The organism is Paramesorhizobium deserti, from assembly GCF_001558695.1.
GTDB lineage: Bacteria > Pseudomonadota > Alphaproteobacteria > Rhizobiales > Rhizobiaceae > Paramesorhizobium > Paramesorhizobium deserti.
Map to the genome: position 1 here is coordinate 164,257 of NZ_LNTU01000037.1, position 15,728 is coordinate 179,984.

A 15,728-nucleotide genomic window follows, 5' to 3' on the forward strand; every position below is an offset into this window, starting at 1 on the left:
AAAACGCTTTTCTATGCGACTCAGATTCATGACCAACATCAGGAAATCAGCATGACATCGGACGATCTGAAGCCGTCTACGCATGCCATCCCGACTGAATTTGACGACGCTGTCATATGGGCGGCCTGGCTCTATTATGAGGACCAGCTTACTCAGAACGATATCGCGAAGAAGATGGGAGTTTCCCGCGCCACGATCGTGAATTATCTGCAGGAAGCGCGGCAGCGGGGCGTGGTGAGAATTCTGATGAATCCGGAAATTCTCGCCCGCACGGAAATAGCGCACAAGCTCGCTTCCCAGTATGGTCTGGAGGAGGTTCTCGTTATCCCGAGCGAGAGGACAGCTCCAGCGGAAAATCGCTTGCGGGCGCTTGGAACCGGCGGTGCCCGGCTTATGGAGCGCATGGTGAAGCCTGGCGACACCATATGCGTGTCATGGGGCCGGACGGTGCTTGCCATTGCCGATGCAATTGCGCTTTCCCGCCCAATCGAGGGCCTTACCGTCGTACAGGTCACGGGCTCATCGATCGGCAAGCGGGAGTTTTCGGCCGAGCTATGTACATCGATCATGGCGCGCAATTTAGGGGCGACCAGCGTCAACATGCTGGCGCCTGCTGTTTTGAGCAGTGCCGAGTTGCGTGACGCGTTGATGGGCGAGCCCGCACTGGTAAGACAATTCGAGCTTATCGCGCAATCAGACATGATCGTTTTCGGCGTCGGTGGGCTTTCTGCCGAAAGCACGATGCGCATAGCCGACGTGACCAGCGATGAAGAAATAGAGGCATATGCGAACGACGGCGCTGTCGCGGTACTGATCTGCCGCTTCATCGACAAGGCGGGCAAGCAGGTCGTCCGTGAACTTGACCAGCGCGTGATAGGCATCGAACTTGATGAGCTGCGCCGTGTCCCGCGCAGGCTCTGCGTTGCGGGCGGCACGAACAAGGTGGATGCAATCCACGCGGTGCTCGCAGGCGGCTACGCCACACATCTGGTGACGGATTTTGAAACCGCCGAGCTTTTGCTCTCCACATAGGCTGAAGTGGCGCAGGCCGTATCTCACAGCCCGCACAATCCGATCAATGCTTGATTGGCGCGCTGTTCATGAATGCCAGCGTATCCTCAAAAGAACGGATGCCGGCATCGGAGCCAAGTCCCGTGGCCACCAGAGCGGCTGATGCCTGCGCAAAATTCAGTGCTGTCTTCACGTCCATTTTGCGGTGCAGTCCCGTAATGAAGCCCGCATCGAAAGCGTCGCCACAGCCTGTCGTATCCACGACTTCAATCTGGAATGCCGGCTGGCGCAATATCTCGCCCGAAGCATCCATGTAGCAAACGCCGTCTCCGCCAAGGGTGAATACGCAGTGTTTCACACCGCGCTCCAGGAAAAACCGCCCCGCGCCTTCGACATCGTCCGCACCTGAAATCTGCTTTGCCTCTTCGATCGATGGCATGAAATAGTCGATGTAGGAGAAAAGCGGAGAAATGAGATCGAGCGTGTCGTCATTGGCGCCCAACAGATCGAACGTTGTCGTCCGGCCCCGCGCTTTCGCTTCGGCAAGCAATTTGCGGCTAGGCTCACCGTCAAGCTTCGCCAGCAATCCGGTCCCGCCAAGATGGACAATCGGCGGCGCCAGAACCGCATCAAGCGCGCTATCGGCAATCTCGAAATGATCCGACGCGCCGCGCGCATGCAGCGCCGGACGATCGCCGTTGCGGCGGATATTCAGGATCGTCGAAGATGTCGGAACGCCTTTCAGCCGCTGCATCTGTGCCGTGTCGACACCGAAACGCTGCAGCGTCGCCAGAACAAAATCAGCTTTCTCATCGTCACCCACGGCGCCAACCGCCAAACAGTTCAGGCCGAGTTTCGCGAGATCAACAACCGTTCCGCCAGCGGTTCCGGCAACCGTAAGCCTGATCTCATCGATGAACTCCACATTACCGCCCGGCGGAATTGCATCGACCGGCCGTCCGAGAACGTCGAGAATGTAGAGACCAATGACAGATACATCGTGAGACATGAGAACCTCCCCGGATCGCGCGCGGCACAGCCGGCAGCACTGCTGCGGACCGCCGCTGATTTCTTGTTCAATTAGCTTCGATTGCGCAGCGCAAAGATTGTGCCTGCAAGCAGGATGAAAACGCCGACGATGACAAGTTGCAGGGTGCTTGGGATGCCCACGAAAATCAGCACGTTGCTGACGAGTGTTATCAGCAAAACGCCCAGCAATGTTCCGACGACGGTGCCTGATCCGCCCGTGATACGCGCGCCTCCGAGAACAACCGCGGCAATAATCTCAAGCTCCATTCCGGCCAGGTCAAAAGGATTGGCAAGACGATTGCTGGAGACATGGACCACCCCGGCAATACCGGCCAGCAAGCCTGCATAAGCGAAGACAAAAATACGCACACGGAAGAGATTGATGCCGAGGCGTTCAGCAATGGATGGGTTGCCACCGACCGCGAAGATCGCGCGCCCCATCAGCGTGCGCTCAAGAATAAACCATGTCGCCAAGGCGGCAACGACCAGGACCAACACCGTCGCCGGCAAGACGGAAACAACCCCATTCGTTGCCCGGTGCGTAAACAGAGAGGCCTTGCCAAAGGCATCCATCGCGGCGGGGATGTTCATGAACAATGCCGTGCCAACGAAGGTCAGAAGAAAACTGCGTATAACGTACTGCGTGCCAATCGTGACGATCAGCGAGGGCGCGCGCAGTTTTTGAACGAGAAAGCCGTTCAGCGCGCCAAAGCACGCGCCGCCGAAAGCCGCAAGGATCAAAATGATCGCCATCGGCATTTCCGGGAACCAGTTTGTCACCAGCATGGTCAGCGCGTACATGACGAAAGCGGCTATGGCGGTAAAGGAAACGTCAATGCCGCCCGATGCCAGAACAACGAGCACGCCCATAGCGAAGAGACCACGCACCACCGAAGCGCGTAGAATATCGACCATATTGCTCATCTGAAGAAAATCTGGGTTCGCCGCCACGACGACGAGGCAGGTAATCACTGTCAGCGAAAGCGTGAACAGTTCAGGCCTGCTTCCCATAAGGTCCCAGATCCGCAGCAAAATGCCCCTGTGCTGAGCGCTGGACGTCCCTGCCGATGCAATTTCGGTCATTGCGCGATCCCCTTTGCAGTGCTCGCCATGGACTGATAGATCGCGTCTTCGGTCAATCCATCGACATTGTGCGCGGCAACGACACAGCCCTGGCGCATGACAAGGATGCGATCACAGTTCTGCAGAAGCTCCGGCAAATCGTCGCTGATGATGATAACGCCCATCCCGTCGTCGGCCAGGCGTTGGATGATGCGGAAGATCGTGTCTTTCGATCCGACATCCACACCGACTGTCGGTCCGTGCAGAATGAGCAATCGCGGATTGATGGTCAGCCAGCGCCCGATCAGAACACGCTGTTGATTGCCGCCTGAAAGCGATTGGACGGGGATCGAAACATCCGGCGCCACGATCTGCAGATCGGCAACGCGTTCCTCAGCGACCTGTCGGGCGCGTCTGGAACTGATAACACCCAATGCATTGCGCAGCCGATCGAGGATTGGCAGTGTTATATTGTCCTGAATAGGCTTTTCGAGAAACAGCCCCTCCGTGAGGCGATCTTCCGGCACATAGCCAATGCCGTATCGGATAGCGTCAGCGGCTGATTGGGGTGCAATTTCCTTGCCGTTCAACCTTATTCGGCCGGATTGAGCAGGCACCACGCCGGCGAGAGCGAGAGCCAGTTCATTTCTTCCTGAATCCAGCAGCCCGGTAATACCTAGTATTTCACCTTTCCTCAGGCTGAGCGAAACGGATTGAAAATTTTGTTCGTCACCGAGTTGCTCGACCTCCAACATCACCTCGCCCAATTTCGGGTGCGTGCGATATCGGGTCTCGCTGATTTCACGGCCCGTCATCCAGTGGCTGAACTCGGCCTTGCTATGGGTTGCAATGTCGAGATCGGCAACTTTCAGGCCATCACGCATGATGATTGCGCGACCGCCGAGCGACTTACACTCATCAAGCTTATGGGTCACGAAAAGAACGGCAACGCCTTTGCTTAGCAGCCGCTCAACGACCCGCAGCAGATTGGTGACCTCCTGCCGCGTCAGCGACGTGGTCGGCTCATCCATGATAACCAGACGCGCTTCCGAAGCGACGGCGCGGGCGATGGCAATGAGCTGACGCGTGGCAAGCGGCAGCGTATCCGTCCGACGCTTGAGAAAAGCCGGATCCGTTGGCAGATGGACTTCCGCCAATGCGCGTCGCGCAGTTTCATGCAACGCGGAAACATCGAGCTTTCGCGCAAGTCTTCCGGAGGCTTCCACCAGCTGTTCCGTGAGGGCCACGTTTTCCGCCACGGAAAGGTTAGGCAGCAACGACAGGTCTTGATAGACCGTTTCAATTCCGGCACGTAAAGAGCCGATGGCACCGATATCGCCCGCGCGTGCGCCGGTTGGCTCACCATCAATCAGGATCTGCCCTTCATCGGCAGGCTGTGCGCCGGAGAGGATTTTGATCAGCGTGCTCTTGCCGCAGCCATTCTCACCCATCAGGTGATAAATTTGGCCTGCTTCGATAACAAGGCTGACGTCTTTCAGCGCCTTGACGCCGCCGAAGGATTTCTTGACGTTTCTGATTTCAAGAAAGGGGGGCGGAGATGCAGGTGTTGAATCTGTAGCAGGCATGGATAATTCCCGAGACTCTCAGACGCTCATTCCGGGGCTGTCTTGGTGCAAACAGCCCCGGAATACGACCAGGCTGGCTTTCCCTTAATCAGAACGGGAAATCCTTGTAGTTGGATTTGTCGACATCCACCCAGGCCTGCCCCTGCACGATGATGCCCTTGCCCGGTCCCTTGATCACGGTCATTTTCTCATATCCCGGAACGCCGAGATCCATGCCGTCCTTGATCTCCTCGCCCTTGAGGACCAGATCGGCGACCTTGTTCATCACATAGCCGGCGTTTTTCGGATCCCAGAAAAAGATCTGGTCAACGGCGCCCGTTTCGAGATAGGGGCCGGTGTCCTTTGGCAGTCCAAGGCCATAAACGCAGGTCTTATCCTGAAGTCCGGCTTCTTCAACGGCGCGGCCAATGCCGATCACGTCAATAGCCGACGAGCCCTGGAAGCCTTTGATATCCGGATATTTGCGGAGAATTTCCTTGGCCTTTTCATAGGCTTTGTTGGCGTCGTTGAAGGATTCGTTCTTCTCGGCAACCAGCTCCATTTCCGGATACTGCTTTGCGTTTTCCGCCCCGGCATCGACCCATTGGTTGTGCGTCAAGCTGCCCAGTGAACCGACAAAGGAGGTCCATTTGCCCGACTTACCCATGCAGTTTGCAAGAGCTTCGTTAATACGTGTACCAAACGCCTTATTGTCGAATGCCTCGATATCCACGTCGACATTTACGAGGCTGTCGCCTTCATGCGCGATGACCTTGATGCCGCGCTGAGCAGCGCGACGAAGCACGCCTTCAAGTGCGGATGGATCCATCGGCACGACAGCAATCGCAGAAACGTTCTTTGCAACCAGATCTTCCAGAATGCGCGCCTGCTGGGCAGCATCCGCCCTGGCCGGACCGACCTGGCTGACACTTACATCGGCATTGTCTTTGCCATAGGCATCGACGCCTTCATTCATCCGGGTGAACCAGTTTTCACCGGTGACCTTCACGACCGTCACAATGGACGGCTTGTCCTCAGCAACCGCGGCTCCGGCCATCATCGCGCCGGTAAGCATCGTGCAGGCAGCCAATTTGGAAATTATACGCATGTTTCTCCTCCAGTTATTAAGACGCTTATTCCTGTATTTCATTCCCTCGGGCCCGCGCGAGACTCCTCCCCGCCAGCCATCGGGGAATTGGTCATCTCCTCGGTCGCAACCAATAATCGATGTGAACCTGCGCCGACGCCAGAAGCACCAGCAGCAACACGCCCCAGGCCAGGTCGCGGAAGAAATTGGAAATGTTCATGAAGTTGAACAGGCTTGAGAGAATCTGAAGCGCTGTCGCAGCCAGAAGCACGCACAAGACCTTGCCATATCCACCCTCGGGCTTCACGCCGCCAAGCACGGCGATAAGAATGGCGATGAGCACGTATGATCCACCATAATCCCACTTTACCGAAGAGTTGCGTGCGGCAATGATGATCCCGGCGATCGAAGCGAGAACCCCGCAGATCGTATAAGTGACAAGCAGCATGCGCTTCTCGTTGATACCGCCATAACGGGCGGCCCTGGCATTGCTGCCCAACAGCATCAACTTTACGCCGAACGGGGTGTACTTCAGGACAAAAGCCAGCAATGCGGCAATGGCGAGAAACAACGCAAAGCACATTGGCACGCCCAGAACCGGCATGTTGCCGAAATTGTCGAGCGGCTCGATATAACCCAGGCTAATCGCCGATCCATTGGTCAAAAACACCGCAAAGCCAGTAAATACGAGCTGCGTGCCGAGCGTTGCGATCAACGGTGTCAGCCTTGCATAGGCAATCATGGTTCCATTGATCAGCCCGCCAACCAACCCGACCGCAAGCGCCAGCCCGGCAAAGACCCAGGAAAACAATAGCGGCGCCTCAGCGGCCGGAATGAAATGGCGGGTTAACAAAAAGGCAACAATCCCTGCGAGATTGGCCAGAGCAATGCCGGAAAGGTCGATGCCACCATTACCGGACACCATGGCGAGCATGACGCCGAGCGCCAGAAGACCGAGCTCCGGAACCTGAGCCGCCATGGACTGCAGATTGTAGCTGTCCATGAAGTTGGCTCCGGCGAAGGCCGCTCCAGCGGCAAGTACCGCGCAATTGATCAACAGCAGAAAAAGCGTCTGCTTGTCTACGCCATACGACGACACGTCATCTCCTCCCGATATCAGGGGCTCCCACCCCTGGACGAACCTGCGATCAATCAGATATCGCGTTCGATTGAATTATGTCACCTTGTACTGACATTTGTCAGAGCGAGTTGTCGCTTGTCAACATATTTCGCTTTGCAGCCACCGTCCCTCTCTCCTGCGGTCCATCAATAATGCAGGTTATGACATTTGTCGATATGTTACCGAATATTGTCAAATATTTGCAAAGGAGGAAATCGTTCATTTGGGGGCCAATCGATCACAACGCGGCATTGCCGCATGGATTAGGGCTTCGGAGTCCGCCTGCTTGACCTAGCGCAAGGCGACTTCCCCTGTTGTCGGTAAGAAGAAGGCCTGAGCGGAAGTCCGCTTGTTGGGAAGAGCCGCGATGATCATCAAGGCAGTGCCGAACACGTGCTAGCACCTCCCCGGCAGGGTGGTCCGCTCCGTGATCGATAAAGCCGCGTTGCCTGCATTCGTGGCGCGTTAGCCTGGGAAGCAGAATGATGGTGCCCATGTCGCAGACGGCACAGGCCTTAGGACTGAGCGAAGCACAAGCAGCCGAACGCCTCACGCGTTTTGGTCCCAATGCGCTGCCGCAACCGCAATCCGTCTCGCTCATCCGCGTTTTTCTGCGCCAGTTTCTCAGCCCGCTCATCTATATCCTGCTTGCTGCGGCCCTCGTCTCGCTGGTGCTGAATGACATCAAGGACGCGATCTTCATCGGTGCGGTCCTCCTGCTGAACGGCACTATCGGCGCGGTGCAGGAGTATTCGGCCGGACGAGCGGCAGCGGCCTTGCGCGATCTCGAAGAGCCTCACGCGACCGTGCTGCGCGAAGGTGTCGAGCGCCAGATCGATGCGCGCCAGATCGTCCCCGGCGATATCGTGCTGCTCGAGGCAGGCGCACGCGTGCCGGCCGACATCGAGCTTTTTCAGACAGAGGACCTGCAGTGCGACGAGTCGCTGCTGACCGGTGAGTCCGCGCCTGTGAAAAAGACCGTTGGGGAGAAACAGGTAACAGCCTTCGCCGGCAGCATGGTCACCCGTGGCCGGGCGCGCGGCCTCGTGACCGCGACCGGCGCGGAGACTGAGCTCGGCAAAATAGCCGCGCACCTCAACAGGCCGTCAGTCTCCCAACCTCCGCTGATGATCCGTCTTGAGAGGTTTTCCCGGATGATCGCCCTCGCCGTCGGGGTCGCGGTTGCGGCTTTGATCGCTGTCGGGCTCATCCGCGCCATGCCGTTCTCCGACCTTTTCCTGATGGCCATCGGCCTCGCCGTCTCCGCCATACCCGAGGGGCTTCCGGTGGCGATCTCGGTCGCGCTTGCGATCGGCATGCGGCGGATGGCGGCGGCAAACGTCATCATACGCAAGATGCCGGCAATCGAATCCCTTGGCTCCTGTACGCTGATCGCCACCGACAAGACTGGTACGCTGACCATGAACCAGTTGACGGTCACCGACATCCGCCTGCCTGACGGAACCTGCGTAACCTACAGGCCACAAAACGACACTGACAATGTCGATCGCGTACTCCATGCGTGTGCAGAACCGGGCCGAGAGCGAATTGCCGGCTTGCTGAGAGCAGCCGCACTGCCCAATGAGGGCCGCCTGGTGCAAGACGGCAACGGCTGGAAAGGCTACGGCGACACGGTCGACGTGGCATTGCTTGCCGCGGCTCGGCAGACGGGCATCATTCTGGAAGAGGCGACACAGGCCTATCCCCTTCTCACGCGCATCCCTTACGAGCCCGATCTGAAATATGCCGCCTCCTTCCACGAGGGCAAGGCAGGTATCCGCGTATTCGTGAAAGGCGCTCCAGAGACGCTGATCGCCATGTGCGATCGGATGAGCGCATGCGGCACTGCTGTTGCCATCGACCGGGAAGCCCTCATCCGACAGAAAGAGGATATGGCCGCCCGCGGACTGCGCATCCTGGCCTTCGCTGAGGGTGAGATCGCGTCCGAACCGGACGGCCGATATGGTGCCCGTCATCTCGTTGATCTGGTTTTCCTGGGATTTGCCGGTATGCAGGACCCGGTGCGACCGGAGGTGCCAGCCGCGATACGCGACTGCTACGAGGCCGGTATCGAGGTGATCATGGTCACTGGTGATGATCCGGGAACAGCGAGCGCCATTGCCCGGGATGCCGGCCTTCACTTCGCGCCCCACCAGGTGGTGACGGGCCAGGATGTCCGCGACGCGGAGGCGGAAGGCCCGGATGCGATTGATCGCCTGACCCGCAACGCCCGCATCTATGCCCGCGTCGACCCGGCGCAGAAGCTGTCGATCGTCCTGTCACTGGCGCGTAACGGACATTTCGTGGCGGTGACGGGGGACGGCGTCAATGATGCTCCGGCGCTCAAGCACACCCATGTCGGCGTCGCGATGGGACGCAAAGGCGCGGATGTCGCGAAGGAGAGCGCGGACATCATCCTTACCGACGACAATTTCGCCTCGATCGTGGCCGGCGTGCGGGAGGGCCGGGTGGCCTATGCCAATATCCGTAAGGTCGTTTTCATGCTGGTATCAACGGGTGCGGCCGAAGTCGTGCTTTTCCTGCTTGCCTTTCCGTTGGGTCTGCCGATGCCGCTCCTTCCCGTGCAACTCCTCTGGCTGAACCTCGTTACCAACGGCATCCAGGACGTTGCGCTCGCGGCGGAAAAGGCGGAAGGCGACGAACTCACCTATCCGCCACGTGATCCCAAGGAACCGATCTTCGACCGCGTCATGATCCGCCGCCTGTGGCATTCCACACTTGTCATAGGGCTTGGCGGTTTCGCCGTCTTCTGGTGGCTGCTTCAGCACGGTTACGAAGAAACTGAAGCACGCAACCTCCTGCTTCTCCTGTTCGTTCTCTTTGAGAATTTCCAGACGTTCAACAGCCGATCAGAGCATCATTCGGTGTTCCATCAGTCCCTGTTCGCAAATCCATTGCTCGTCCTGGGCGTGCTTGTGGCGCAGGGACTGCATATCGGGGCGATGTACACGCCCGGTCTGCGCGAGGTCCTGCAGATCGGCCCCGTTTCGTTTGCAGACTGGGGCATTCTCCTGCTGATTGCCTCCACTGTGCTGGTTGTCATGGAATTGGAAAAACGATGGGATGGCAGGCGGAGAACCATGCGGCCCGCCACATTGGCGACAGAGCAATCCAGACAGATTGAAAAATAATCCGCAGGCTTCATCCCTTGATGCGGGTCAAGGCCCATTCCCGCCGTTCCAGTTAAATTAATACTTGAAAGGATGTCGTCCACGCCAGCTGAGGCAAACGGACGTCCAATCCTGAAAAGGCGCTTGCTTGAAACGACGTCCTCACATCAACGCAAGTGAGGACGGTCGACGGGCAATTATGGAAAGCTGAAACCATGGCTGAACAAATAAAAAGCATTCTCGTGGGCATAGCCGCGCGAGAGAATTTCTCGGCGACACCAGCGCTCACTTTCGCAATTACCCTTGCAAAGCAGCACGGCGCGTGTCTGACCGTGTGTACCTTGCCATCGGCCTTCTATCTGCCGATAACGAGAACCGGCGGGTCCGTGTCCGCCATTCTCAAGAGCGAGATTCAGCGGCACGAGGAAATCACCCGACAATCGGCAAGCAGCACGAGGGAGATCGTCAGCAAGGCGGGGGTGTCCTGCACCACAGAGCACACGCTCTCACCCCTTGAGCCCAGAACCGGTCGCCTGGTGCGCCTGGCCAGGGTGAATGACGTCACCATTCTCGATGCCGCGGCGATCGACGACAATGCCCAACGCATTGCGATAGAAGACGTTATCTTCGATAGTGGCCGTCCTATCCTGATCATACCGAAAACAGGAGGAAATGCCGTGCCCCAGCGCATCGCCATCGCCTGGGACGGCAGCGCTCGCTCGGCACGAGCGGTCGCCGACGCCCTGCCCTTCCTCAAGCAGGCGGCAGCGATTTTCGTCATAACGGTCACGGGCGAGAAGGATCTCTCACGCATGGCGCCGGGTGCTGATCTTTGCACATATCTTCTTCAACACGGCGTTTGCGAACCGCATATCGAAATGCTTTCGGCCATCGAAGGCGACGCCGCGGCGCGGCTGCGCAAACTCGTCATTGACGAGTCGGTCGATATGATGGTCATGGGAGCCTTCGTCCATTCACGCTTCCGGCAGGCCATTCTGGGCGGCGTCACGCAATCGCTGCTCGATGATGTTCCCGTGCCGCTGTTCATGGCGCATTGATCGATGAGCCGGCCTACTCTGGCCGGCCGGCGATCACTGTTCCAGCGCGCCTTTCCAATATGCCGAGGGCATCCTGCAGCGCGCCGATACCGGCCATGCCGCCGGTCACCAGGGCGAAATTGCAGGCGGCCTCGATCTTCGGTCGCATCGAGCCGGCGGGAAAGTCTTCAGCATCGATTTCGTCGGGCGATATTTCGCCGATAGCCTTCTGGCCTGGTTCGCCCCAGTTCTGGTAGACGGCATCCACGTCCGTCAACATCACGAGAGCATCGGCTCCCAGATTGCGGGCCAAGAGCTCGGCGGCGCGATCCTTGTCGATCACCGCCTCAACGCCGGTCAAGCTGCCGTCCGCCCGGCGAACAACGGGGATGCCGCCGCCGCCGGCGCAGATGACGATCACGCCTTGATCGAGCAGAAGCTTGATGATGGAAACGTCGGGAATATGCTTCGGCAGCGGCGAGGCGACCACGCGGCGGTATTTGTCACCATCTGGCGCGATCACCCAGCCGCGTGTGGCTGCAAGCCATTCGGCCTCACCTTTTTCATATACCGGCCCGACCGGCTTCGTCGGGTTGTCGAAGGCAGGGTCGGCCGGATCAACCTCGACCTGGGTGAGCAGCGTGGCAACCCGCGGACCGTCGGGCAGCGCGTTTTCCAGTTCCTGCTCGATCAGATAGCCGATCATGCCCTCCGTCTCCGCACCGAGCACGTCAAGCGGATAGGCCTCCTCGGATTTGTAGGCGGCCGACTGGAGTGCGAGCAGGCCCACCTGCGGACCATTGCCGTGGCAGACCACGACGCGATGGCCGGCACTCACGACCTCTGCGATCGCTGTCACCGCGCGTTTTACATTGGCACGCTGGTTCTCGGCCGTCAGCGGCTCGCCGCGTTTCAAAAGCGCGTTGCCGCCAAGGGCGATCACTGCAAGCATCGTTCAGTTCCCGATCGTGGCGACCAGCACCGCCTTGATGGTGTGCATCCGGTTTTCCGCCTGATCGAAAACGACGGAGGCAGGCGATTCAAACACCTCGTCCGTCACCTCCATACAGTCGATGCCGTATTCCTGAAAAATCTTTTCGCCCGTCCTGGTCTCGCGATTGTGGAAGGCCGGCAGGCAATGCATGAATTTCGCATGCGGATTGCCGGTCGCCTCCATCACCTCGCGTGTGACGCGGTATTTCTGCAGTTTCTCGATGCGTTCGGCCCAGGCCGATTGCGGCTCACCCATGGAGACCCAGACATCGGTATAGACGTAATCGCAATGGGCCACAGCCTGCTTCACGTCCTCGGTAAGGGTAATCCTTGCACCCGTGCGCGATGCGATCTCCTGGCATTTCTCGATGAGATCGGTATCGGGCCAATATTCCCGCGGCGCGCAGAGACGAACGTCCATGCCGATGAGCGCCGCCCCTACCATGAGCGAATTGCCCATATTGTTGTTCGCATCGCCCATAAACGCGAAGGAAGTCGCTGAGAGGTGCTTATGGGTATATTCGCGCATGGTCATGAAATCGGCCAGGATCTGGGTCGGATGGAACTCGTCGGTGAGACCATTATAGACGGGCACGCCGGAGTAGCGCGCCAGTTCCTCGACCAGATCCTGACCGAAGCCGCGATATTCGATGCCATCATAGATACGTCCCAGTACGCGGGCCGTGTCCTTCATGGATTCCTTGTGGCCGATCTGCGTGCCCGACGGCCCGAGATAGGTGACATGCGCGCCCTGGTCATAGGCCGCGACCTCGAAGCCGGTGCGGGTGCGGGTGGAATCCTTTTCGAAGATCAGGGCGATGTTCTTGCCCTTCAGCCTTTGCTGCTCATAGCCGCCATATTTCGCTTCCTTCAGCGAGGCGGCGAGCCTCAGGAGGAAACGGAGTTCGTCCGGCCTGAAATCGAGGAGCGAGAGGACGCTGCGTCCATGAAGATTGATCGGCATGGTAATCACCTCGGGAATATGAAGATCAGGCGGGATCGCGGATAAGCGGGCAGGTCATGCAATGCCCGCCGCCGCGCCCGCGGCCGAGTTCGGCGCCTGGCACGGTGATGACCTCGACGCCGGCCTTCCGGAGCAATGTGTTGGTGTAGACATTGCGGTCGTAACCCACGACGACGCCCGGCTCCAGCGCCACGACGTTGTTGCCGTCGTCCCATTGCTCGCGCTCCTGAACATAGGCGTCGCCGCCCGTTTCCACGACGCGGAGCTTCTTCACGCCCAGCGCTTCCGCCACCACTTCGGTCAGATGTTTTTCCTCCGCGCGGACATCGACCGTTCCCGCCTTTTCGCCGGGGCGCAGGGAAAAGGCCTCAATACCGTTCACCACCTCGGCGAAAATGGTGACGAGATCACGGTCGCAGAAGGTGAAGACCGTGTCGAGATGCATGCTCGACCGCTCCTTGGGCAGCTTGCAGGCGATGACGCGTTCCGCCCCGTCTCGTGCAAAAAGCGCGCGCGCTATCTGGCCAACGGCATGCGCGGTCGTCCGCTCGCCCATGCCGATCAGCACAGTGCGGTTGCCGATGGGCATGATGTCACCGCCTTCAGCGGTGGCCAGGCCGAAGCTCTGATCGGGATCGCCGAACCATGTGGGGAAGCCGGCGTCACGAAAATCCGGATGGAAGCGGTAGATGGCGGCGATGTTCACCGTCTCCAGCTGCCTTGCATTCCAGCGCATGGGGTTGAGCGTGACGCCCTCGTAGATCCAGCACGTGGTATCGCGGGTGAAGATATGGTTCGGCAGTGGCGGAAGGACGAAATCCTCCGGCGCCAGCACTGACGCCACCACACTGCTGGTCTTCACCGGCAACTCGGCCCTGTTCATCCCACCAATGAGAATGCTCGAAAGCATATCGGCATCGATCTCCATCAGATATGCATGCAGATCGTCGGCCAGCCCCACCCCGACCGTATTGTCGTTGACGCGGCGGTCGAGCAGCCAGCGCCGCGCCTCCGGGATGCGCATGGTTTCGGTCAGCATGTCACGCAGGAAGACCACTTCCGCGCCGCGGTAGCGCATGGCATCGACGAAGGTCATATGCTCGACACGGGCCTGCTTCACCCAGATCACATCGTCAAAAAGCAGTTCGTGGCAGTTGGAAGGGGTGAGCCGCGCCAGGGCCGTACCCGGTCGGTGCACCATTACCCGGCGCAGCTTACCCACTTCGGAATGCACACCATAAGTCAGGGACATGTCGGTCTCCTCAGGCAAGAATGGTTGCAATGCTGAGGCAACCCGTGATGATCACCGTCAGGATGATGAGCAGCGGCCACATGAAGGCGATCCACCGCTCGTAAGGAACCCGGCCGATCGCAAGCGCGCCCATGACGACCGCGAAGGTCGGGTTGATGAGGTTCACGATGCCATTGGCCGACTGATAGGCGGTGACGACGAGATCGCGCCCGGTGCCCACGAAATCCGCCACCGGCGCCATGATCGGCATGCTGAGCACTGCAAGGCCGGAGGACGACGGCACGAAGAAGGAGAGCAGCACCTCGATCCAGTAGATCACGTTGACGAACACCACCTTGGAAAGGCCCGCCGTCGAGACTTCCGCCCAATGCAGGATGGTGTCGGTGATCTTGCCCGCATCCATGATGACGACGATGCCGCGGGCGAGCCCGATGATGAGAGCGACCCCGAGAAGATCGCGCGCGCCGCTCAAGAAGGCGTCGACGAAATTCTGCTCGCCGACGCGGGCGATAAAGCCGATGAGAAGCGCGGAGGCGAGGAACAGGCCGGTCATCTCGCCCATCCACCAGCCGTCGAAAAGCACGCCCCAGATCATGACGACGAAGGTCAACCCGAAGATAGCGAGCACGATCTTGTGCAGGGCTGTGAATTCCATCGCCCCCTCGCCCTCGTGGCCGGCGAGGAAGTGCTTCTCGTTATCGGCCTTGCGGTCGTAGACGAGCGACTTGGTGGGATCGAGCCGCACGCGTTCGGCGTAGCGCATCACATAGATCACGCAGGCGAGCCAGGTAAGGCCCAGGATGACGAAGCGCAGCACGATGCCCTGCGTGAAGGGAACACCGGCGGCATCCGAGGCGATGACCGTCGCGAAGGCGTTCACCGTCGATCCCAACACGCCAACACCCGCGCCGAGCAGGATAATGGCCACCGCCGTCACCGCATCGTAGCGCGCGGCGATCATGATAGGGAGAAGCAGCATATAGAAGGCGAGCGTCTCTTCGGCCATGCCGTAGGTGGTTCCACCAAAAGCGAACAAACCCATCAGCACGGGGATCATCCATTTCTCCCGCCCCTTCAGCGCCGTCATGGCGCCGCGAATGCCGGCATTGATGGCGCCTGTAGAACTCACGACGCCGATGAAGCCGCCGATCACCAGCACAAACAGCGCCACATCGATGGCATTGGCCTGTCCCGTCGCGTGGTTGTAGAGGCCGTCGATCGGCGCCATGATGATGTCGAAGATGCCCTGCGGGTTGGCGTCTGTCGGCGCATATGTTCCCGCGACCGGCACCTCCTTGTCGAGCGCCGGATTGAGGACGCGTTGATATTGCCCTGCCGGGATGATCCAGGTGAGCGCGGCCACAAGGACGATGAGGCCGAAGAGGATCGTGAATGCGGAGGGAAAGCGAAATCTGCGCGGCGCGTCTGCTTCAGTTGTCGTGATGGCCATTATTGTGCCTCCTGCGAGAATAGACAG

12 protein-coding genes are annotated in these 15,728 nt (G+C 59.2%); 3 read left to right on the plus strand and 9 right to left on the minus strand.

Annotation, left to right across the window (positions count from 1 at the left end):
• Positions 1–51: 51 nt before the first annotated feature.
• Entirely contained in the window at positions 52–1,032 is a 981-nt protein-coding gene (locus ATN84_RS19605) for a sugar-binding transcriptional regulator (protein ID WP_068883858.1), read from the plus strand.
• A 43-nt stretch (positions 1,033–1,075) separates the two neighbouring features.
• On the opposite strand, the gene ATN84_RS19610 is transcribed toward ATN84_RS19605, so the two are convergent.
• From ATN84_RS19610 to ATN84_RS19630, 5 genes are all read right to left on the minus strand, one after another.
• Positions 1,076–2,020 carry a carbohydrate kinase family protein gene (locus tag ATN84_RS19610; RefSeq protein WP_068883860.1) on the minus strand — a complete coding sequence of 315 codons (945 nt, stop codon included), beginning with the start codon at positions 2,018–2,020 and terminating at the stop codon, positions 1,076–1,078.
• 71 nt (positions 2,021–2,091) lie between these two features.
• The gene (locus tag ATN84_RS19615; protein WP_068883861.1) at positions 2,092–3,123 is read right to left on the minus strand and encodes an ABC transporter permease; all 1,032 of its coding nucleotides are present in this window, start codon (positions 3,121–3,123) and stop codon (positions 2,092–2,094) included.
• Positions 3,120–4,688, minus strand: a complete 1,569-nt coding sequence (locus ATN84_RS19620) for a sugar ABC transporter ATP-binding protein (protein WP_068883863.1) — start codon at positions 4,686–4,688, stop codon at positions 3,120–3,122. Before ATN84_RS19620 ends, ATN84_RS19615 begins: the two co-directional genes overlap by 4 nt.
• A gap of 88 nt (positions 4,689–4,776) precedes the next feature.
• Entirely contained in the window at positions 4,777–5,775 is a 999-nt protein-coding gene (locus ATN84_RS19625; protein WP_068883865.1) for a substrate-binding domain-containing protein, read from the minus strand.
• 91 nt (positions 5,776–5,866) lie between these two features.
• A complete protein-coding gene (locus ATN84_RS19630; RefSeq protein WP_068883867.1) occupies positions 5,867–6,853 on the minus strand; it encodes an ABC transporter permease in 987 nt (328 codons plus the stop codon).
• A 503-nt stretch (positions 6,854–7,356) separates the two neighbouring features.
• On the opposite strand from ATN84_RS19630, the gene ATN84_RS19635 reads away from it, so the two are divergent.
• Positions 7,357–10,026, plus strand: coding sequence for a cation-translocating P-type ATPase (locus ATN84_RS19635; protein WP_082766396.1), 2,670 nt, complete (start codon positions 7,357–7,359; stop codon positions 10,024–10,026).
• A gap of 194 nt (positions 10,027–10,220) precedes the next feature.
• Positions 10,221–11,063 (plus strand): universal stress protein, encoded by an 843-nt coding sequence (locus ATN84_RS19640; protein WP_068883869.1) that lies wholly within the window; start codon positions 10,221–10,223, stop codon positions 11,061–11,063.
• Positions 11,064–11,076: 13 nt separating this feature from the next.
• On the opposite strand, the gene arcC is transcribed toward ATN84_RS19640, so the two are convergent.
• From arcC to ATN84_RS19660, 4 genes are read right to left on the minus strand one after another with little or no spacing between them, the layout of a single operon-like run.
• A complete protein-coding gene (gene arcC, locus ATN84_RS19645; protein WP_068883871.1) occupies positions 11,077–11,994 on the minus strand; it encodes a carbamate kinase in 918 nt (305 codons plus the stop codon).
• A gap of 3 nt (positions 11,995–11,997) precedes the next feature.
• Positions 11,998–12,999: an ornithine carbamoyltransferase gene (gene argF / locus ATN84_RS19650; protein ID WP_068883873.1), complete on the minus strand. Its 1,002-nt coding sequence runs from the start codon at positions 12,997–12,999 to the stop codon at positions 11,998–12,000.
• 25 nt (positions 13,000–13,024) lie between these two features.
• Positions 13,025–14,251 (minus strand): arginine deiminase, encoded by a 1,227-nt coding sequence (arcA, locus tag ATN84_RS19655; protein WP_068883875.1) that lies wholly within the window; start codon positions 14,249–14,251, stop codon positions 13,025–13,027.
• Between the two features lie 10 nt (positions 14,252–14,261).
• Entirely contained in the window at positions 14,262–15,701 is a 1,440-nt protein-coding gene (locus ATN84_RS19660; protein WP_068883877.1) for a YfcC family protein, read from the minus strand.
• Positions 15,702–15,728 lie beyond the last annotated feature (27 nt).